The sequence below is a fragment of the Clostridioides sp. ES-S-0054-01 genome (assembly GCA_021561035.1).
Lineage (GTDB): Bacteria > Bacillota > Clostridia > Peptostreptococcales > Peptostreptococcaceae > Clostridioides.
The window spans coordinates 3677710-3698573 of the sequence record CP067346.1 but is presented as its reverse complement, the minus strand read 5'-3'; the positions used below and the strand labels follow the sequence as shown (position 1 = coordinate 3698573).

Annotated in this window: 20 protein-coding genes, 1 pseudogene and 1 riboswitch; of the genes and pseudogenes, 18 read left to right on the top strand and 3 right to left on the bottom strand. The window is 28.0% G+C overall.

Annotated elements, in window-relative coordinates; genetic code table 11:
• The first annotated feature begins 218 nt into the window (after positions 1–218).
• The 7 genes from JJC02_16820 (at position 219) to JJC02_16790 (ending at position 7547) form a co-directional block, all read left to right on the top strand.
• Positions 219–2120: a transcription antiterminator gene (locus tag JJC02_16820; GenBank protein ID UDN54501.1), complete on the top strand. Its 1902-nt coding sequence runs from the start codon at positions 219–221 to the stop codon at positions 2118–2120.
• 2 nt (positions 2121–2122) lie between these two features.
• On the top strand, positions 2123–3166 hold the full coding sequence (gene ypdE / locus JJC02_16815; GenBank protein UDN54500.1) for an aminopeptidase: 1044 nt from the start codon (positions 2123–2125) through the stop codon (positions 3164–3166).
• A gap of 14 nt (positions 3167–3180) precedes the next feature.
• Positions 3181–3486, top strand: a complete 306-nt coding sequence (locus JJC02_16810) for a PTS lactose/cellobiose transporter subunit IIA (GenBank protein ID UDN54499.1) — start codon at positions 3181–3183, stop codon at positions 3484–3486.
• A gap of 99 nt (positions 3487–3585) precedes the next feature.
• Positions 3586–3921, top strand: coding sequence for a PTS sugar transporter subunit IIB (locus tag JJC02_16805; GenBank protein UDN54498.1), 336 nt, complete (start codon positions 3586–3588; stop codon positions 3919–3921).
• 31 nt (positions 3922–3952) lie between these two features.
• Entirely contained in the window at positions 3953–5275 is a 1323-nt protein-coding gene (locus tag JJC02_16800) for a PTS sugar transporter subunit IIC (protein ID UDN54497.1), read from the top strand.
• 9 nt (positions 5276–5284) lie between these two features.
• Complete coding sequence (locus tag JJC02_16795) at positions 5285–6355, top strand: aminopeptidase P family protein (protein UDN54496.1); 1071 nt, start codon at positions 5285–5287, stop codon at positions 6353–6355.
• A gap of 4 nt (positions 6356–6359) precedes the next feature.
• Positions 6360–7547, top strand: a complete 1188-nt coding sequence (locus JJC02_16790; GenBank protein ID UDN54495.1) for a pyridoxal phosphate-dependent aminotransferase — start codon at positions 6360–6362, stop codon at positions 7545–7547.
• Positions 7548–8162: 615 nt separating this feature from the next.
• Here JJC02_16790 and JJC02_16785 read toward each other — a convergent pair.
• The gene (locus tag JJC02_16785; GenBank protein UDN54494.1) at positions 8163–8393 is read right to left on the bottom strand and encodes a hypothetical protein; all 231 of its coding nucleotides are present in this window, start codon (positions 8391–8393) and stop codon (positions 8163–8165) included.
• 426 nt (positions 8394–8819) lie between these two features.
• Between JJC02_16785 and JJC02_16780 the strand changes: the two are divergent.
• A pseudogene (locus JJC02_16780) lies at positions 8820–9080 on the top strand (transposase).
• A 171-nt stretch (positions 9081–9251) separates the two neighbouring features.
• Here JJC02_16780 and JJC02_16775 read toward each other — a convergent pair.
• Together JJC02_16775 and JJC02_16770 are read right to left on the bottom strand one after the other, a co-directional pair.
• Positions 9252–10124, bottom strand: coding sequence for an aldose 1-epimerase family protein (locus tag JJC02_16775; GenBank protein UDN54493.1), 873 nt, complete (start codon positions 10122–10124; stop codon positions 9252–9254).
• A 396-nt stretch (positions 10125–10520) separates the two neighbouring features.
• Entirely contained in the window at positions 10521–10712 is a 192-nt protein-coding gene (locus JJC02_16770; GenBank protein UDN54492.1) for a hypothetical protein, read from the bottom strand.
• Between the two features lie 219 nt (positions 10713–10931).
• On the opposite strand from JJC02_16770, the gene cobT reads away from it, so the two are divergent.
• The 10 genes from cobT (at position 10932) to JJC02_16720 (ending at position 20860) form a co-directional block, all read left to right on the top strand.
• A complete protein-coding gene (gene cobT / locus JJC02_16765) occupies positions 10932–11978 on the top strand; it encodes a nicotinate-nucleotide--dimethylbenzimidazole phosphoribosyltransferase (protein UDN54491.1) in 1047 nt (348 codons plus the stop codon).
• Between the two features lie 31 nt (positions 11979–12009).
• The gene (gene cobU, locus JJC02_16760; GenBank protein UDN54490.1) at positions 12010–12570 is read left to right on the top strand and encodes a bifunctional adenosylcobinamide kinase/adenosylcobinamide-phosphate guanylyltransferase; all 561 of its coding nucleotides are present in this window, start codon (positions 12010–12012) and stop codon (positions 12568–12570) included.
• Between the two features lie 9 nt (positions 12571–12579).
• On the top strand, positions 12580–13353 hold the full coding sequence (gene cobS / locus JJC02_16755; protein UDN54489.1) for an adenosylcobinamide-GDP ribazoletransferase: 774 nt from the start codon (positions 12580–12582) through the stop codon (positions 13351–13353).
• A gap of 19 nt (positions 13354–13372) precedes the next feature.
• Positions 13373–13987, top strand: coding sequence for a histidine phosphatase family protein (locus tag JJC02_16750; GenBank protein UDN54488.1), 615 nt, complete (start codon positions 13373–13375; stop codon positions 13985–13987).
• A gap of 66 nt (positions 13988–14053) precedes the next feature.
• A riboswitch (cobalamin riboswitch) is annotated at positions 14054–14233 on the top strand.
• Positions 14234–14362: 129 nt separating this feature from the next.
• Positions 14363–15862: a cobyric acid synthase gene (locus tag JJC02_16745; GenBank protein UDN56450.1), complete on the top strand. Its 1500-nt coding sequence runs from the start codon at positions 14363–14365 to the stop codon at positions 15860–15862.
• 38 nt (positions 15863–15900) lie between these two features.
• Positions 15901–17277, top strand: a complete 1377-nt coding sequence (locus JJC02_16740) for a cobyrinate a,c-diamide synthase (GenBank protein UDN54487.1) — start codon at positions 15901–15903, stop codon at positions 17275–17277.
• Positions 17278–18249, top strand: a complete 972-nt coding sequence (locus JJC02_16735; GenBank protein ID UDN54486.1) for a cobalamin biosynthesis protein — start codon at positions 17278–17280, stop codon at positions 18247–18249. It begins immediately after the preceding gene.
• A gap of 31 nt (positions 18250–18280) precedes the next feature.
• Complete coding sequence (locus tag JJC02_16730) at positions 18281–19351, top strand: aminotransferase class I/II-fold pyridoxal phosphate-dependent enzyme (GenBank protein ID UDN54485.1); 1071 nt, start codon at positions 18281–18283, stop codon at positions 19349–19351.
• A 1-nt stretch (position 19352) separates the two neighbouring features.
• A complete protein-coding gene (locus JJC02_16725) occupies positions 19353–20240 on the top strand; it encodes a cobalamin biosynthesis protein (protein ID UDN54484.1) in 888 nt (295 codons plus the stop codon).
• Positions 20228–20860 (top strand): cobalt-precorrin-8 methylmutase, encoded by a 633-nt coding sequence (locus JJC02_16720; protein ID UDN54483.1) that lies wholly within the window; start codon positions 20228–20230, stop codon positions 20858–20860. The genes JJC02_16725 and JJC02_16720 overlap by 13 nt, the downstream gene beginning before the upstream one ends.
• The last annotated feature ends 4 nt before the right edge of the window (positions 20861–20864 follow it).

The window sequence follows — 20864 nt, the reverse complement described above, 5'->3', positions numbered from 1 at the left end:
AGCTTTTATTGATAAAGTATTACATATATAATTAAAATATAATAAAAATTGAACTATATATTTTATTATTATGAAATATATATCTTAAATTTTAGTGTTAAAATGTACTAGGATATAAATTTCGATAAATACAAATAAAGAGTTTAATTTTTATAAGAAAATATTTTTGTTTATTATACTACTTTGAAAAAGATAATAATACTGAGGGAGGTGGGGATATGAGAGAACGCATTATTCTTGAGACATTGAAAAATAGTAGTGGTTATCTAAATATAGATTATTTTGCAGATAAGTTGGGGGTATCTACTCGAACTATCAGAAATGAAATAAAAAAGATAGAAACTATAAAAGAATGTAATGGTTTCAAATTAGAATATAAGTCTAAATTGGGATATATTCTAAATATTAAAGACCAAGATAAATTCGAGCATTACCTAAAAAACTTACCCTCAGATTTAGTTGAAAATCCAGAACAACGGTTAGAGTCTATAATAGTAGAACTTTTAATAAATGAAGGTTATAAAACTATAGAACAGTTAAGTAAAAAATTTTTAGTAAGTTCATCTCAAATAAAAAATGATTTGAAAAAGATAGATGAAAAGATAAAGGATACAGAATTAAAATTGGAACGAAAGGCTCATTATGGAATTAAAATAGAAGGTTCTGTAAAAGAAATCCAAAGTATATTAGTGGATAATTATTTTAAAGGTAATAGAAATATAACAGAGTACAGAAATAAGTTTATAGATAGTTTTAAATTAGATAATATCAGAAGCACAATAAAAAATGTTCTTAATAAACATAACTTAGAAGTTAACTTAACAGAGCTTGAGGAAATATTAGCACAAATTATTATATTGTATATAAGAGTTAGTATGAGAGTAGCAAGAGATGCTAATGATTTAGAATTATATACAGAAGATTTAATTATAGATGACTTATTAGATAAAATTTTTAGAGATAAAAAATATAATCTTTCTCATGATGAAAAGTATTACTTAAAGCAACTTATAAAATTAAGGACTAAAGATAAGAAAGCCACTATAAAGAATATAGATAAAAATAAACTTCAAGATATAATGTGTAAATTTTTTAGAGATATAGATAAAAAGTATAACTCTAATTTTTTGGAGGATAAAGAGTTTCTTAATTTATTTTATTTACATATTGCATGTTTAATAGAACGTATAAAGAAGAATCACAAGATAATAAATCCTTTTTCAGTTAAGATAAGTCAACAGTATCCAACTGTTTTTAATTTATCTATTCAATTTTCAAAAATCATAGAAGATGAGTATCATATAAAAATAAGTCAAGATGAAATAGGTTTTATAGCTACTCATATTGCTGTTCCTTTTGAAAAGAGAGAAGAGGCTAATTTTAATAAAAAATATAAGATAGCAATAATATGCTCTTCTGGTGGAGGTAGTGCATTTTTGATAAATTTAAGACTTAAAGAAATATTTCCAAATGCTGATATAAAAAATTTTTCATTACTAGAAGAAAAAGCTGTAGTAGAATTTACACCAGATTTGATTTTTTCAATAACAAGTCTTTTATTTGAAATAAATGCCCCAGTTATACTTATAAATGAAATTTTAGATGAGCTAGATTATTTGGATATTAAAGAAAGTGTTAGATTTGCAGACCATATAGGAAATATATCAAGTCCAAAGCAATATATATTAGGTCTGTTTGATAAGAATCACTTTAGATGTATAAAAGAGAAACTCAAATATAAGGATGTCATTGATAGCATGTCACAATGCATAGTTGATGAAGGAGCTTGTTCTCCAACGTATCCTAAAGATGTGTGGGAAAGAGAGAGCTATTTGAGTACTATTTATACAAATGGTGTAGCGATACCCCATCCAATTGAAATGACAGGTAATAAAAATATTATATCAGTGTCTTTAATACAAACTGATATTAGTTATGAAAATAGGGTGCCAAAGATTATTTTCATGATTTCATTAATAAAGGGAAATTTAGAGCTTCATAAACAAATATCTAAATATTTAAGTAAGATTATGGCAGATAAGGATATGGTAGATATGCTAAATAAATCGCAATCCTATGAAGAGTTTATGTATAAGTTAAAAATCTACCTGGGAGGTTAGACATGAATATAGAATTTTTTAAGAGATTATCAGAGGCAGATGGTATAGCTTCTAATGAAGAGGAGGTTAGACAAGTTTTATTAAAAGAGCTAAGAGCTTATAGTGATAAAGTTATATGTGATGGGCTAGGGAGTATAATCTTTTCCAAGATAAAAGATGAAAATGCACCAAATGTAATGATTTGTGCTCATATGGATGAAGTTGGATTTATGGTGAGAAGTATAGATAAACTTGGTATGATTCACCTAATAACAATAGGAGGAGTAAAGCCCCTTGCACAGTTTGTTCAAAAAATTAGAATTACAACACGAGAAGGGAAAAAAATACCTGCTATCATAAATGCTACATATAATGATGGTAAAGCCGAAAATATATATGCAGATATTGGAGCATATACAGAAGAAGAGGTATACAATTTAGGGATTCATGTTGGGGATATGGTGACCTATACAACAAACTTTGAAGAATTTACTCTTTCAGACCGATTAGTGGGAAAAGCTTTTGATGATAGGATAGGATGCTTTGTGATTGGAGAGGTTTTAAAAGAGTTAGATAAGAAGAATCTAAATTGTAATGTTCACTTTGCAGCTACAAGTAGTGAAGAGGTTGGAATAAGGGGAGCAAAGACAGCAACGCAATTAATAAATCCCGATATAGTATTTGTAATAGATGTAGCATGTGCTAAGAATGAGTTTGTAAGAGACTATACAAATCAGAAGCAAATCGATAAAGGTATAATGCTAATGCATAGAGATAGGACTCTAGTCCCTAGTAGGAAAATGATAGATTATGTAATAGAAATTGCTGATGAAAACAACATACTACTTCAACATGATATGTTTGAATCAGGTGGGACTGATGGAGGAGAAGCACATCTTGTAAATGAAGGGAAACCTTGTGTAGTAACTTGTGTACCAGTTAGATATGGTCATTGTGCATTTTCGATAGTAAGTAATAAAGATTTGGATGCCATTATAAGATTATATACACAGTTAATTTTAAATTTTGATGAAGAAAAATATAAACATATAAGAAATTTTATTTAAAGGAGAATAGGAAAATGTCAACAGAAGTACAAATAATGGAGCTTATATCAACTGCAGGAGAAAGTAAATCAAAAGCTTTTGAGGCTTTAAAAAAAGTTAAGGCAAAAGATTTTAAAGGAGCAAAGTTGTTAATAGAGGAGGCTCGTAAAATAGATATTGAAGCTCACAGAATACAGACAGAATTAATAACTCAAGATTTAAATGAGGATGTTGAAAGTCCAGCAATGAGTCTTTTAATGGTACATGCCCAAGACCATTATATGACTTCTCAACTAGCTAAAGACTTGATAGAGGCTTTGATAGATTGTTTTGATAAGTAGTTGGAGTGTATAAATAAATTATTTACATAAATTTTCTTTTAGAAAGTTTTAAATGCTTTCAAAAGATAATAAAAAATACAAATTTTAGGAGGAATTATTATGAAAATATTATTATGTTGTGCAGGTGGATTTTCTACTAATATGCTAATGCAAAATATGAAGAAGGTAGTAAAAGAAAGTACTAAACTTAATGAAAAAGATTTTGAATTTACAGCTATACCAGCAGATTCAATAGAAAGTGAGGTTGATGATTGGGATATAGTACTTATAGGTCCTCAAATAGCTCACAAAATAGATTTCTTAAAAGGAATATTAGAGCCAAAAAATAAACCTTTTGCAGTAATAGATAAAGATGTTTATGGAAAAATGGATGGAGCTACAGTTATGAAGTTAGCATTAATAACTTACAAGAAACATCAATTAGCTCAAGGATAATAAGAAGATTGAGGGAAAAGGGGGATTAAATATGTTTTCAAAATTTGAAGCGTTTATGAATAGAGTATTTATGCCTTTAGCTCACAAGGTTGACAATCAGCGTCATCTTGGTTCTATAAAGGCTGGTATGGTAGCTATGACACCATTCACAATATTAGGAAGTATATTTGCAATACTTCCAGCACTTCCAAATATGCTTGGAGAAAATAACTCAATAAGCAAATTTATATTGAATAATTCAGCAATACTAGATTTGCCAGTAAGTCTTTCCATAGGTTTGATAGGATTATATGCTTGTATGTGTATTGCTTTCAATCTAGGTAATTATTATAAGTTATATATACCAGGTTGTGTTGCACTATCAACTTTTTCTTTTCTATTCCTAGTAGCATCATTCACACCAGATGGTGCATTAGAAATAGGAAATTTAGGAGCTAAAGGGTTATTTACAGGTATGATAGCAGGGCTTGGTTCTGTAGAGTTATATAATTTTTGTAGTAAGAAGAATATCACAATAAAAATGCCAGAAAATGTACCTGATTTTGTATCTAGGTCTTTTGAATTAATACCAACTACTATAATAGTTTGTGGAACTTTTATAGTTGCTCGTTTTGTTTCATTAAAGGTGTTTGGAGAATTACCTCCACAGATACTTACTCAATTTTTATCTCCATTAGTAGGTAGTATGGATAATCCGTGGTCAGTTCTTGCACTTAACTTTGCTATATGTACTATATTCTTTTTTGGAATACATTCATCAGTATTTAGCCCTATAACTAGACCTATAATGATTACATTTATAGCTGAAAATATAGCAGCTATGCAAGCTGGCGAAACAATACCTCATTTCTTTACAGCAGGAGCTTCAAGTGCATTCTTTGGATTTACAGGTTGTGGAATCAGTATAGGCTGTGTAATTGCATGTATGTTATCAAAAAATGCCTCTTATAAGAAGATTGGACGTGTATCATTATTCCCTGCATTATTTGGAATAAATGAACCAATATTATTTGGTGCACCGATAATATTAAATCCAATAATGTTTATACCACATGTATTTGGTGGAGCTATAATAGGTACATTACCAATGTTTTTTATGCACTGGGGATGGTTAGCAAAACCAGTATTTGACCCTCCATATGTAGGAGTATTCCTAGAAGGGTTTTTAACTAATGGAGATTGGCATTCTATATTAGCAAATGCATTGCAATTAGTATTAGCAGTCTTGTTATATTGGCCATTCTTTAAAATAATGGAACGTCAACAAAACAATAAAAAACAAAAAGAAGAAACAAAGAATATATTCTCTAAAGAAGAAGAAGACTTATTAGACGACTTAGGGCTGGACTTTTAATATTTTGCTATGAATAATAAAATAGAGAGACTAGTAGACTTAATTCATAAAAGAGGTGTTGACGCTCTTTTGATTAAAGCTAAAAATACTAAGAGATATCTAGGGGCACTATCAGGTAGTGGTGTGTATGTACTTGTTACTAAAGATAAAAATTATCAAATTCTAGATGGTAGATATACTGATGAAGCAGATAAAAAAACGACTGGTTTCATAAAAAGAGTTGTATCTCAAGGTTCTTATATACCAAATATAATTGAGTTATTAAGAGAACTGAATATAGGCAAGTTGGCAATAGAAAATCAAGCTATGAGTATACAAGAGTATATTTTGCTAAAAAATGCAGGTTTTGAAATCAATTTAATAACCAATGAATTGTGGAAGTTAAGGGCTATAAAATCTAAAGAAGAGATTGAACTTATTAAAAAGGCTTGTGAGATTACAGATGAGGTATTTAGTGAGGTTATTTCTGAGATTAAAAAAGATATGACTGAACTAGAAGTATCAGCTCTAATTCAGTATCATGCATTGAAAAAAGGTGCAAGTGGTATGTCTTTTGAAACAATAGTGGTATCAGGAGAAAGAGGGGCAATGCCACATGGAAGACCTACAAACAAAAAACTGAAAACGAATGAAGCTATAACAATAGATTTTGGTGTTGTTTATCAGGGGTATCAATCGGATATGACTCGTACAATATCTATAGGTAAACCTCCTGAAATTATTCAAGAGATATATGATGTAGTATTAGAAGCACAATTATCTGCAATAGAGTCAATAAAAGAAGGAGTTAAGGCCAGAGATGTTGACAAAGTAGCTAGAGAAATTATAGATAAACATGGATTTGGTGAATATTTTAATCATGGATTGGGTCATGGTATAGGTCTTGGAGATGGTGAGGTTCCTACCCTAAACCCAAATAGTGATGATATATTAACAGAGGGTATGGTAATGTCCTGTGAGCCAGGAATTTACATTCCAAATATAGGGGGAGTTAGGATAGAGGATGACATTGTTATAATAGATGGGAAAGGTGTCCCAATCAATGAGACATCAAAAGATTTTATAATATTAGGAGAGTAAAATTATGAAATATAATTTTGACAAAGTATTAAATCGCAAAGAAGGGAATTGTAGGAAATGGAGCAATCATGTAATTAAAGAAAAGTTCGGCTTAAATGAAGATGCAATTCCTATGGATTTAGCTGATATTGATTTTGAATGTGCTCCTGCTATAAGAGAATCTATCTTAAAAAGAGCATCAGTAGGAGATTATAGTTATACTTTTATAGGAGATGACTTCTATGATGCTATTATAAATTGGAATAAAAGAAGATTTGATATATATGTAGAAAAAGAATGGATAAAGTTGACTTTTGGTACTGTTTCAACGCTTCATTATATAGTCCAAGCATACACTAAAGAAGGAGAAGGTGTATTGATAAATACACCTGCCTATGACCCTTTTGCAGAAGCTGTAGTAAACAATAATAGAAAGTTATGTTGTAGTTCCTTAAAGTTAGAGAATAATAGGTATTATTTAGATTTAGAAGATATAGAAAAACAAATGAAATACGAAAATATAAAATTATTTATATTCTGTAGTCCACAAAATCCATCAGGTCGCATATGGACAAAAGAAGAACTGTATCAAGTATCAGAGTTATGTTTAAAGTATAATGTACTTTTGGTAAGTGATGAAATTCATAGAGATGTAGTATTTAAAGGTTATAGATTTGTATCTTTATGGAATGCACATCCAGAAATTTATAAAAATAGTATAATATGTGTATCTCCTAATAAAGGATTTAACTTAGGTGGACTAAAAACCTCTTATGTATTAATAAGAGATTTAAAAGTTAGAGAAACTTTGTTAGAAAGACTAAAAAGTAATTCAATAACTTCTCCAAATGTATTTGCAATACCAGCAATTGTTGCAGCGTACAATGAAAGTGAAAAATGGCTAGATGAGATGAACAATTATGTAGAAAATAATTTTGAAATAGTTTATGACTTCTTTGAAAGATATATACCAAAAGCAAAGGTTATGAAGTCTGATTCTTCTTTTCTAGCTTGGATAGATGTGAGAGAAGTTTTTGAAAACGAAGAAGAAGCTAAAACATTTTTTAGACATGCAAATTTAACTATGGTAGTTGGAAGTTATTTTGTAAAAGATGGAGATGGATTTATCCGTCTTAATATAGGATGTCCTAAAGAAACATTAAATGAGGCTCTAAATAGAATTAAAAAAACTTATACAAGCATGTATTGTTAAATTATAGAGAATAAGATGTTTATGGGTTTATATAAGAGCATATTATTTAGTTAGTAAATATTACTGGAACTTTGCATTACAGTGGTCGTTAAAATAAAGTGTGTGTTCTTCTAAAAAGTGGTGATAATTAAAATATTAAATATCACTATATAAAGGAAAATGCACACTTTTTATGTTTAATAAAAGTGAAATATAAAAAAATTTATTGGAGAATTTAACTTTACTCAATAAAAGGACTTATAATTTATAAGCCTTTTTATTGTATAGATTCACTTGGAAAATAACATGTCACCTATTATATTATTTGTTATATCCATTTTATTGATGGATGGGGAACAGTTCTACCTTCCTTAGTTACAGATGTTGTAGGGAAGCCAATTGCACAGGCATCAAATCCATATTCTCCTGTTGGTACGCCTAAATAATTCTATTAGTTTACTATAATATACTTTTAAAAATGTTGCAATATGTGTAAATATTCTAAGAAAGGGAAACACATGTATATGGAACTTGATTCTAGAGCTATAGGTCATCCATATTTGAGCTTGCATAAACATAACTGGATATATTAAATATTAATTACTTACTAAGGCTACAGATATTATCTCTAAGAACTTATCTACTTTGTTTCTCATTATTTTTTACATCTCCTTTTTTTCTATTTTTTAATACTAAAATTCTTGTGTATGTTGATAATAGAAACATAATCGTCCATGGAATAAATATTAACTGTTTCATTCCATATATTTCAAATAATGATAACATACCTATAAATTGAATAACATTAATGATGATAATATGTGTGATTTGTTTTTTTAGTGGTTCAGGTAATTTGTTTGAATTCATGATAGATTTCCTTTTTTAATATTTGTAGATACAGCCATGAGAACTAGATAATATAATAAATCTTATATTAATGTTGAATTAATTAGGAAGGAAGAGATACATATTATTTTCAACTATTTAGAAAATAGTAAATTAATTAAGTACTTATAATTATTAAAATAACTTTGATTTAACCATAAAATTTATATATTTTATAAAATAACAAAATAGATGTATTTAAGTTATACCGATGTATTTTTAATTAAGTTCATAATTTTATACATATCTTATCCTTAATTCATTGAATATTCTGTTAAATATAATGATATCTTATTTTTCTATAAATTTCAACATGTAAAATAAAGAGTAAAGCTAAAGTATTTCAACGCATATTGGTATTCACCTAATTACAATAGTCTATTGAAATGAAGTCATAAACAAAGATAATATGCGATAGCATTAAGAAGTTAGCAAAGTAATTGGAATGAACTAGCAATATATTTTAAATATCCTCAAGAGATAAGAACATTGATATATACTACAAATTCAACGAAAAGTTACAATAGATTATTAAGAAAGATTACAAAATCAAAGTCTATTTTCCCTTCATATTATTCTTTGTACAAATCATTATACTTAACAACTATGGATATTTATGAAAATAAGGCTATGATTTTTGAAATCATAACCTTATCAATAAATACCTAATCATCACTTAGAAAATGAATTTCTATTTAAATAATACACATAAATATTTTTAGACTATATTCCAGCAATATTTTTTGATTAAGGAATATTAAATAATACTATTTCATATTCTTATACTAACTTATATAAAAATATTTTATTACTTTGGTAACACATGAAACTGAATTTTATTTAATGTATATTTATACTGTAAGAAGCATTAAAAATTTTTCCTTTACTCAGTTTATTAATGAATTTCTTATCTTTATAAATTTTATTAGAATGTATACTATCAGCAAGACCATACCAAGGTTCTATACATAAAAATGGAGCAGTAGAATTAGTTTCACTATAATAAGGGGTCCAAATGCCAACTAGAGGGAAATCTTTCATAGATAGAGTTATATATTTGCTACTATCATTATTACATATAGATACTTCATCTATGTTAGTGTATATCAAAGCATCATTTTTAAATAACTCTGGGCTTAACTGTAAATTTTTTAAATCTCCAATAAATGTTATATCATTAGTAAAAGAGCCATTTAAATTAATTTTTTCCACATCATTTCTTTTTTTAAATTCAAGATAATATTTAGAAAAATCATTTTGTTCAAAAAAAGGAAGATTGAATGCAGGATGTCCACCTATAGAAAAGAATATATCTTTAGAGTCAGTATTTTTAACAATCCATTCTACCTTTATACTGTTATCATTTAATGTATAGTTTATGATTAGTTCAAAAGAATATGGATACTTTTTTAAAGTAGATTCATTGTCTGTTAATTTATAAGATATGAATGTGTTTCCTTTATCTATAACCTCAAAGTCCATATCTCTAGCAAATCCATGCTGAGTCATACTGTATAGATTTTTTTCTATTATAGTTTCATTATCAAAAAGTTTACCTACTATAGGGAATAATATAGGTGATTGTCTACCCCAATATTTTTTATTGCCATCCCAAAGAATATTTTTATTAGATTTTTTAGAAAATATTTTAGTGAGTTCAGCACCAGAACTGTTTGATTCGATAATTAAATTTTCATTTTGTAATATATTCATTTAAAATCTCCTTTATTATATTTTATGAGTATATTATACTATAAAGTATAAGGATTATTAAATTTTATTTGATATTATATTTAAAAGGTAGATTTTAGTGTATTTTGAAAATTTTGTTTTGAAAATTTGGGATTATTTAAGAAATTTTGTATTATAAATAGAAGGAAATAGATAAATTGTATAGAATAAAATATTATATTAAGATAAGTTAATAATGTTAAATGGGAAGTGAGTTTATGGAAAAACCAAATACAAAAGTTGTTAACTTTCAAGAGTATAAAGACAGAAAAAATCAAAGAGAAGTAAATAGAGACGAACTTTTAAAGCTTATAAAAAAAATTGTGACTTCAAAATAGGGAGTTATTAAACTCCCTATTTTAATGGGTTTCATAATAATTAAGACATTCTAAGTCCATCTATATAATCTTTAAATTGTGAGAAATCTGATTCACTACTTAACTCGATAGTTTCTGAACCTTCCGTATAAAAATTCTTAAGATAGATAGTATAATTATTATCGACACAATCATGGTAAATACATCTATATCCATCTTCATACAAATTTTTTAATTTAGAAAAATCATCCACAATATCATCTCCTTAAAGTTCTTTTAAATATATTTTTACAAAAATCATCTTATTGTATGCAAATTGATAATAGAAAATAAAGGAAATACAGATAAAATGTAGAATAATTTTTGTATGTATGTAAAAATAAAAATAAAAAGTTGAAATTTTTAGAAAATAGGAGTATTTTTTATCTAAAAAGATAATTAAAAAAATAAAAAAATGTTAGGAGGATAAAAAATGAGTTTATTAGAAAGTATATCAAAAAACATATATTCTCTAGATAATTCTTCTATTGAAAAAACAAAGCAGAGATTGGACAGGCTTATACATCCAACTGGAAGCTTAGGAAAGATAGAAGATATTTGCATGCAATTAGCAGGAATATTTGGCAATGAAAATTTTGAGACAAGTAAAAAGGTTATAATAGCTTTTGCTGGAGACCACGGTGTATATGAAGAAGGAGTAGCACCTGACCCTCAAAATATAACAAAACTACAATTTCCAAATTTTTCGAAAGGTCTATGTGGAGTTGGAGTAATAAGTAAATTTGTAGGGGCAGATGTTGTAGCTGTAGATGTAGGAATAAACTGTGATGAAAAACTGGATGGAGTATTGGATTACAAGATAAGAAAAGGAACATCAAATATGGCAAAAGGACCAGCTATGAGTAAAGAAGAAGCTATTAGATGCTTAGAGATAGGTATTGAAATAGCAGAACAGTGTATAGAAAAAGATTATAAGGTTATTGGTATTGGGGAGATGGGTATAGCAAATACTACTCCAAGTACAGCAATAATATCTGTAATTTCAGGGTGTGACCCATTAGAGGTTACTGGTATAGGTGCAGGTCTTAAGAAAGAGAGACTGAAACATAAGGCTGAAGTAATTAGAAAGGCTATTGAAATTAATAATCCAAATCCAACTGATGGAGTAGATATTTTATCTAAAGTAGGAGGATTTGAAATAGGCTCAATGGCAGGCGTTATATTAGGTTGTAGTGCTAATAGAATTCCAGTAGTAATTGATGGATTTATTTCTTATGCAGCAGCATTAATTGCATATAAGATAAATCCAAAAACTAGAGAATATATGATAGCATCTCATTTGTCAGCAGAATCAGGAACTAAAAGAGCATTAGACATATTGAAATTAGACCCTCTATTAAATATGGATATGAGATTAGGTGAGGGAAGTGGAGCTGCTTTAGCGTTTAATATAATAGAAGCTTCAAATTATACTTACAAAAATATGGCAACTTTTGATGAAATTGATATGGGAAGATAAATATAAAAATTTAATATGTAGGAGTGTTTTGATGAGTAAAATTATTCTAGTAACAGGAGGAGCTAGGTCAGGGAAGAGCAACTTTGCAGAAAAACTATGTATGGACAGAAATAATAATACAGCTTATATAGCAACTTCTATTCCATTTGATGATGAAATGAAAGATAGAGTAAAAAAGCATCAAGAGAATAGACCTAGAAACTGGAATACCTATGAAATATATGAAGATATATATTCCATAATTGAAGAGATATGTAAAGAACATGAAACTGTTATACTAGATTGTGTAACATTATTAGTAAATAATCTAATGTTTAAGTACAATCTAAATATAGAAGACTCTACTCAAGAAGAAATAAATAAATTAGAAGAGTATATAAAAGAACAAGTTATCAAACTTATTAAAGAAATAGAAAAAACAAATCTATACTTTGTATTTGTGACGAATGAATTAGGTATGGGAATTGTTCCTGGGAATAAACTTAGTAGGATATATGCTGATGTTGTAGGTCGCATAAATCAATATATAGCATCAAAAAGTAATGAAGTTTATTTTGTAGTTAGTGGCATACCTATGAAAATAAAGGAGTAGTATGTGATTATGAAAAGATTTATTTTAATACTACAGTTTTTGACAAGGATACCTATAAAATTAAATGTAGGATTTGATGATGAATTTTATAAATCAATAGTATATTTTCCACTTGTAGGTTTTGTGATAGGTATATTATCCTATTTAGTAGGATGGATTTCTATGCTTTTATTTGAACCATTTATAGCTTCTATAATAATAACTCTAGCTGGTGTCTTAATTACTGGAGGACTTCATATAGATGGATTAGGAGATACATTTGATGCAATATATAGTTATAGAGACAAAGAAAAAATGCTTGAAATAATGAAAGATTCAAGATTAGGTACAAATTCACTTTTAGCGATTATGTTTGTACTTTTATTAAAGATTGGATTCATCTACAATATAATAAGTAATGATTCATTGTGGGTTATAATTTTTATGCCAATGATTGCAAGGCTAGGAGTAATGTTATTGACATATAAAACTGTGACACCAAGAAAAAAAGGAATGGGAAATTTATTTATAGGAAAATTAACTACAAGTATGTTAATAACTGCTATAATATACACATTATTGATAGTTGCTCTTATTATTAAATTTATATTCTTATTACCTAATATAGTGTTGATTAAAGTACTAAGTTCAGCTATAGTAGTTTTTGTATTTATAATATTATTCAAAAAACATATTTATAAAAAAATTGATGGAGTAACAGGAGATATATTAGGCTGTGGAATAGAACTTTCAGAGCTTGTATATTTGATTTACATATATTTGTTAATTTTTATGTTTTTTTAAACTAAAAAGTGGTGATAATGTGATAAGATTAATATTAATAAGACATGCATTGACAAATGATAATAAAAAGGGAAAATTATCAGGTCATATAAATAGTTGTATTAGTGAAGAGGGTAAGCTCCAAATAAATAAAATTACTAGATATTTGAGTAATGAAGACATAGACAAGATTTATACAACACCATCTACACGTACTAAACATACAATAGAAAAAATATCAAAATTGAAATTATTAGAAATAGAAGAAAAAGAAACTTTAAGAGAAATTAGTTTTGGAGACTTTGAAGGAATAACTTTTGAAGAAATTAAAACCAAATATCCAGATGAGTTTGAAAAAATGATAAAAGAAGGCAACAACTATAGATATCCAAATGGAGAAAGTTTGATAGACTCTTACAAAAGAGTGGCAAAAGAAATTGATAATATAATTTTAGAAAGTGATAGTAATTCAGATACAAAAACAATACTTATATGTTCTCATGCAGGAACGATAAGAAATATAATAACACATTTAATTTCTGGTAGTTATAAATATCATTGGAATTTTAAAATTGATAATGCATCTATTACGGTTTTAGAAGTTGATAGTGGATTTGCTGTAATAGATAAAATGAATTTTACAGACTTTATATAATTTAATCAAAACTAAAAATTACAATATGTGTTTGCAATATACCTGTAAAATTAGTAATGAAAATAGAATATTAGATTAAAATTAGGTTCTTAATTAGATGTTAAAAGGGAAAAAGGTTAGATGCCTTTGCAGCCCCCGCTACTGTGAAACCAACGAAACTATAAATACCACTGTCAATTTGATGGGAAGGTTATAGAAGTAGGATGAAGTTAAGCCAGGATACCTGCCTAATTTAATTTAAAACAAGAGGTCTTCGGGGTGAAAGATTTTTAATTAATATATATAAAAGTCCTATCTTTAGAAGTATTAGGGCTTTTTTTAATTTAATTTTTAGTAAATTTTAACAAGGAGGTATGAAGAGTGGGGAAAAAAATAATGCTACAAGGAACAGCGTCAAATGTAGGTAAAAGTATCTTAGTAGCAGGGTTGTGTAGAATATTTAAACAAGATGGTTATACTGTTGCTCCTTTTAAGTCACAAAATATGGCTTTAAATTCTTTTATAACTAAAGAAGGTTTAGAAATGGGAAGAGCACAGGTATTTCAAGCAGAGGCTGCAAAAATAGAGCCAATAGCTGATATGAATCCAGTTTTACTAAAGCCTTCTGGAAATAATAAAAGTCAAGTTATTGTAAGAGGGAGAGTAGTAGGAGAAATGCCTTCTTCTGAATATCATGATTACAAACTAGAGTTAGTAGATGTATTGAAGGAAACCTTTAATAGCTTGAATTCAAGGTATGATATTGTGGTTATGGAAGGTGCAGGAAGTAATGCAGAGATAAATTTAAAAGATAGAGATATCTCTAATATGGGCATGGCAGAAATCGCTGATGCACCTGTAATAATAGTCGGAGATATTGATAGAGGAGGCGTATTTGCATCATTAGCAGGTACAATGCTTTTGTTAAATGAAGATGAGAAAAGAAGAGTAAAAGGTGTAATAATCAATAAATTTAGAGGGAAAAAAGAACTTTTACAAGATGGTGTAAAGATGCTAGAAGACATAATAAAAGTACCTGTCATAGGAGTAGTGCCTTATACAGATATAAAAATAGAGGATGAAGACAGTGTAACTACGAGATTTAAGAAAAAAATGAATCAAAGCGATATAAACATAGAAATAATTAGAACTCCACATATGTCAAATTTTACAGACTTTAATATATTTGAGACACAGGAAGATGTAAGTATCAGATATGTAGACTACGGAGAATCTTTGGGAAATCCAGATATGGTAATAATACCTGGAACTAAGAGTACTATAGACGATTTAACATATATAAGAAAAAGTGGTCTTGAATCACAAATCAAAAATTTACATAGCCAAGGTAAATTGATATTTGGTATATGTGGTGGATATCAAATGCTAGGTAAAAAATTAAAAGACCCTTATCATGTTGAAAGTGAAATTGAAGAAGTTGACGGAATAGGTCTTTTAGATACAGAAACAACTTTTGAGAAAGAAAAGACTACAACACAGGTAGAGGCTACTATTGTTGAATGTAGCAGTGAATATATGAATGACCTTAAGGGTAAGAAAGTAAAAGGTTATGAAATTCATATGGGTATTACAAATCGAGGTAATGATGTAAGAAGCTTAGATTTGATAACTAAAAAACTTGATAAAGAAATGAGTTATACTGAAGGAAGTGTAAATAAAGAAGGGAATGTAATTGGGACTTATCTTCATGGAATATTTGATGAAATAAGTTTTACAAGAGCAATTTTAAACAATATAAGAAAGAAAAAAGGATTAGGAGAATTAGAAAGCAAAGTAAACTCTTTTAATGAATTTAAGGATAAAGAGTATGATAAGTTGGCTGATTTTTTAAGGGAGCATTTAGATATAGAGAAAATATATGAGATTATGAAATAAGGATAACTTTTATTTATAATTTAGGTAGGAGGTGTATTATGAAAAAAATTTTAATTGCGGGTACTAGTAGTGGGGTAGGTAAAACAACAATATCATTAGGAATAATGCAAGCTTTAGTTAAGAGAAATATGAAAGTACAGCCATATAAAGTAGGGCCAGACTATATAGACCCTTCATATCACACTTTTATAACTGGGAGACATTCCAGAAATTTAGATTCCTATATGTTAGACGATGAAAAAATAAAGTATATAGTAAATAAGTCCTCAAAAGACGCAGATATTTCAGTAATAGAAGGTGTCATGGGTTTATATGATGGTTTTGGAATAGATTTAGATAATTGTACAAGTTCACATACTTCAAAGGTATTAAAATCGCCTGTTATATTAGTTGTAAATGGGAAATCTATGGCAGCATCTAGTGCTGCTATGGTACTTGGATATAAGGAACTAGATAAAGATGTAAATATACAAGGTGTCATAGTAAATAATGTAAAGACTAATAGTCATTATCAAATAATCAAGAGTTCTATAGAAAAATATTGTAATGTTGAAGTATTGGGGTACTTTCCTCCAAATGATAAATTCTCTTTAGAATCTAGACATCTAGGATTAGTTCCTAGTGTGGAAATGAAATCACTAAGGGAAAAATTTTATACTTTAGCAGATGAAATTGAAAACTACATAGATATTGATAGAATAATTGAAATATCGGAAAGTGATGAATTTGAGAGTGATTTTGATTTTCAAACTTTGATAGAAAATAATAAAATAAAAGAGCATGCTAATAATAAATCAATAGCTATAGCATATGATAAAGCATTCAATTTTTACTATAGAGAAAATATAGAGCTCTTAGAAGAACTTGGATTAGAAATAAACTATTTTAGTCCTCTTGAAGATACATCAGTACCAGATTCAGATTATATTTATATTGGAGGAGGTTTTCCAGAGATATTTGGAAAAGAATTAGAAGCAAATGAGTCAATGAGAGCCTCTATACTAGAAGCACACAACAATAATATACCTATTTATGCAGAATGTGGAGGACTGATGTACCTAGGTGAGAAACTGCTGAATCAAGAAGAACAAGAATTTAATATGGTTGGTATATTCAGTGGAATTAGTAAGATGACATCTTCTTTAAAGAGATTTGGATACTGTATTGGTGTAGCTAAAGAAAACACTCTTTTATCTAAAAAAGGAGAATCTATTAAAGGACATGAGTTTCATCATTCAATATTTGAAAGTGATGAAAAATGTGCATATTCAATGAAAAAAGAAAGGGACGGAAATATAGTAGAAGAGTGGGATGGCGGTTATGGTAAAGGAAACACTCTAGCTACGTATCTTCACACTCATTTTTATAATAACTTAAACTGTATAGAAAATTTTTTAAATAAAGGAAATGAATAAATGAATATTTTATCTATTTATATAGGGTATGTGGCAGACTTAATTGTTGGAGACCCATATTCTTTTCCTCATCCAGTGAGATTTATTGGCAAACTTATAAATTTTACTCAAGGTATAATAAGGAGAGTCTCTAAAAATGATAGGCAGTTAAAATTTGGTGGATTTATATTATGGTTTATAACTGTTGGAACAACATATCTAATGACTTATGCTATAGTGAAATTATTCAGTTTTAATGTATTATTAGGTGTTGTAGTAAATAGTTTTATAATTTATACAACACTAGCCACAAAATGTTTGAAAGATGAAGCATTAAAAATCTATAATGTATTAAAAACTGGAGATATAGAAAAATCTAGAGTTCAGCTATCTTACATAGTAGGTAGAGATACTACTAATTTAAGTGAGCCTGAGATAATAAGAGCAACTGTAGAAACTGTTGCAGAAAATACTGTAGATGGTATAATGGCACCACTGTTTTATGCATTTATTGGAGGAGCACCGCTTGCTATGGCATATAAAGCTGTAAATACATTAGATTCAACTGTTGGATATAAAAATGAAAAATATAAAGATATTGGTTTTGCTTCTGCTAAGATTGATGATATAGCCAATTATATACCAGCTAGAATATCTGTTATTCTTATGACAATTGGCAGTTTCTTTTTACGTTATGACTATAGGAATTGTTTTAGAATTTCTATTAGAGATAGAAAGAATCATAAAAGTCCAAATTGTGCGTTTTCAGAAGGTGCAGTATCTGGTGCTTTAGGAATACAGCTAGGAGGTACAAATGTTTATTTTGGTGAAAAAGTATATAAGCCGACAATAGGAGATAAGCTTAGGGAGATAGATAAAGAGGATATAATTAAAACGAATAAAATTATGTATGCATCTTCATTTGTATCCATATTAGTATTTACACTAGCATATGTGTTATGTAGAATTATTTTAATTAACTTAATTATATAAATTATTGTTTGCTAACTTAAGGGGGACATAGATGAAGGATTTAGGGCATGGTGCCAATGTGGATGAAATGGCAAGATTATATGGGAAAGACCCAAAAGAAATAATTGATTTTAGTTCAAATATAAATCCAAATGTATTACCAGATTTAGAAAGATACATTTTGAGAGGATTAGAGGAGTGTAGAAATTATCCAGATATAAACTATACAAACTTGAGAGAAAATATATCAAAATACATAGATATAAGTCCAAACTTTATAATACCTGGAAATGGAGCAACAGAAGTAATTTATTTGCTTATGAAGAGTATTAAAAAAAGATTGGCTATAATAAATCCTACATTCTCAGAGTATAGAAGAAGTGCTGAGTTAAATAATTTAGACATTATAGATTTAGAATTAGATTTAGAAAATAATTTTAAACTTGATATAGATATAATAAAAAATAACATTGAAAAATTTGATAGCTTATTTATATGTAATCCTAACAATCCTAGTGGTAATGTCCAAGATTTAAAGGAACTTGTTTACCTATTAGGTCAACATGATAAGATGTTAATAGTTGATGAAACCTTCATGGAATTTGTTGAAGATGAAAGTGAATATAGCTTGGTAAAGTATATAGAATCAAATGCAAATATATTTATAATTAAAGCAGTGACTAAATTTTTTGGTATGCCTGGTTTAAGGTTGGGATATGGTCTTACAAGTAACGCTAAAATTATAGATAAAATTTATGAACACAAAGAACCCTGGACTATAAACTCTTTTGCAGACATACTATCTAATTTTATTTTTGAAGATAAAGAGTATATTAGAAATAGTAAAGAGTATTACATAAAAGAAAGAAAATATATGTTACAAGAGTTAAGAAACTTAAGAAATATAAAGGTCTATGATACAGATACTAATTTTATTCTGATAAGAACTTATAAAAAAACAGCTAGACAATTAAAAAAAGATTTGTTTAACCAAGGAAATATATTGGTTAGAGATGCATCTAACTTTGTAGGATTAGACGACAGTTTTATAAGAGTGGCTATAAAATCTCACGAAGATAATAAAATTCTTATAGAAAATATCAAAAATTTATTAGGTGATTAAAATGAAATCTTATGGAATATGCCCAGCATCTTGTGGAGAATTTGTACAAGGAATAATTGATAATGAAGAATATCTATGCTCATATGCAATAGATATGTATTCTAAGGTGTATATTGAAGAAAAATTACAAGATATAAATTTAGGTAGATATAAGTCAAGACTAGCAATAGAAAAGGTATTTGAAAAGTTTAATTTACCTAAAAAAGATACTAAAAATATTTCTTTGAATATAGATAGTAAAATACCTGTTGGAAAAGGAATGGCCAGTTCTACTGCTGACATAGGAGCTACCATAAAGGCAACGTTATCATTGATAGATAAAGAGTTGAGTAGTGAAGAGATTTCTAAATTAGCAGCACAAATAGAACCAACAGATTCTATATTTATAGATAAAAATAGTATATTTAACCCTCTAAATGGAACTGTTATAAAATACCTGGGAAATTTAACCAATGCAAAAGTTGTAATACTTGAACCTAATAAAATACTAAATACTATGAAAATTAGGATGAGGGAAGATTATAACAAGTTAAAAATAGAAAATAAAGAAATCATAAAAAAGTCATTTGCTATTTTAGAAGAAGGATTGAAAAATGATAATTTGTCTTTAGTTGGAGAGGCTTGTACCTTGAGTAGTTTAGCAAATGAGAATATAGAAAAAAAAGAATACTTAAATGAAATAATAAAAGTATCAAAAAAATATGGGGCATATGGAGTAAATATTGCTCACAGTGGAACTGTAGTAGGTATTTTAATTGATAAGTTTATGGATGATAAAAAGGTGATAGATGCTTTATGTGAATCTAACATAAATTCTGTCTATAACAAAATTTATACAATGAACATAATAAATGGAGGAATTAAGGGGGAAATAGAATGGAATACATAAAAAATCCTATGAAAATAGAAGAAAAAAGTTTTGAATTGATACAAGAAATAATAGATGAAATTAGACCAGATTATAAATTTAAGAATAATATCGAAGAAAAAATAATAAAGAGAGCCATACATACTACTGCAGATTTTGATTACTTGGATATATTAAGAATATCAGAAGAAGCTGTTGATAGTATAATAGATGCATTAAAAAATAATGCGAGTATTTATACTGATACAAATATGGCTCTTAGTGGAATAAATAAAAGAAAACTAGAATCATTGGGATGTAAATATAAATGTTTAGTAGCAGATGAGGAAACTGCAAAACTAGCTAAAGAAAAAGGAATTACTCGTTCTATGGCAGCAGTAGAAATTGCAGCTAAAGAAGAAGGAAGAAAAATATTTGTTTTAGGAAATGCACCAACAGCTTTATATAAAGTTATGGAGATGAAATTAGAAGGTAAATTAGATTTAGATGCAGTTATAGGAGTTCCTGTAGGCTTTGTAGGAGCACAAGAATCAAAAGATGAAGTTGAAAAAACAGATATACCATATATAATTTCTAAAGGTAGAAAAGGTGGTAGTAATTTAGCAGCAGCAATAGTAAATGCTATATTATATACTATGTAGGTAT

Excerpts from the sequence above, each read along its gene's own strand:
- JJC02_16785 (UDN54494.1), bottom strand. The coding sequence starts at position 8,393 with ATGAATTCAAACAAATTACCTGAACCACTAAAAAAACAAATCACACAT.
- JJC02_16805 (UDN54498.1), top strand. The coding sequence starts at position 3,586 with ATGAAAATATTATTATGTTGTGCAGGTGGATTTTCTACTAATATGCTA.
- JJC02_16725 (UDN54484.1), top strand. The coding sequence starts at position 19,353 with ATGAAATCTTATGGAATATGCCCAGCATCTTGTGGAGAATTTGTACAA.
- JJC02_16795 (UDN54496.1), top strand. The coding sequence starts at position 5,285 with ATGAATAATAAAATAGAGAGACTAGTAGACTTAATTCATAAAAGAGGT.
- cobT (UDN54491.1), top strand. The coding sequence starts at position 10,932 with ATGAGTTTATTAGAAAGTATATCAAAAAACATATATTCTCTAGATAAT.
- JJC02_16740 (UDN54487.1), top strand. The coding sequence starts at position 15,901 with ATGAAAAAAATTTTAATTGCGGGTACTAGTAGTGGGGTAGGTAAAACA.
- cobU (UDN54490.1), top strand. The coding sequence starts at position 12,010 with ATGAGTAAAATTATTCTAGTAACAGGAGGAGCTAGGTCAGGGAAGAGC.
- JJC02_16730 (UDN54485.1), top strand. The coding sequence starts at position 18,281 with ATGAAGGATTTAGGGCATGGTGCCAATGTGGATGAAATGGCAAGATTA.
- JJC02_16810 (UDN54499.1), top strand. The coding sequence starts at position 3,181 with ATGTCAACAGAAGTACAAATAATGGAGCTTATATCAACTGCAGGAGAA.
- JJC02_16745 (UDN56450.1), top strand. The coding sequence starts at position 14,363 with ATGCTACAAGGAACAGCGTCAAATGTAGGTAAAAGTATCTTAGTAGCA.
- JJC02_16800 (UDN54497.1), top strand. The coding sequence starts at position 3,953 with ATGTTTTCAAAATTTGAAGCGTTTATGAATAGAGTATTTATGCCTTTA.
- JJC02_16775 (UDN54493.1), bottom strand. The coding sequence starts at position 10,124 with ATGAATATATTACAAAATGAAAATTTAATTATCGAATCAAACAGTTCT.
- JJC02_16820 (UDN54501.1), top strand. The coding sequence starts at position 219 with ATGAGAGAACGCATTATTCTTGAGACATTGAAAAATAGTAGTGGTTAT.
- JJC02_16720 (UDN54483.1), top strand. The coding sequence starts at position 20,228 with ATGGAATACATAAAAAATCCTATGAAAATAGAAGAAAAAAGTTTTGAA.
- JJC02_16735 (UDN54486.1), top strand. The coding sequence starts at position 17,278 with ATGAATATTTTATCTATTTATATAGGGTATGTGGCAGACTTAATTGTT.
- cobS (UDN54489.1), top strand. The coding sequence starts at position 12,580 with ATGAAAAGATTTATTTTAATACTACAGTTTTTGACAAGGATACCTATA.
- JJC02_16790 (UDN54495.1), top strand. The coding sequence starts at position 6,360 with ATGAAATATAATTTTGACAAAGTATTAAATCGCAAAGAAGGGAATTGT.
- ypdE (UDN54500.1), top strand. The coding sequence starts at position 2,123 with ATGAATATAGAATTTTTTAAGAGATTATCAGAGGCAGATGGTATAGCT.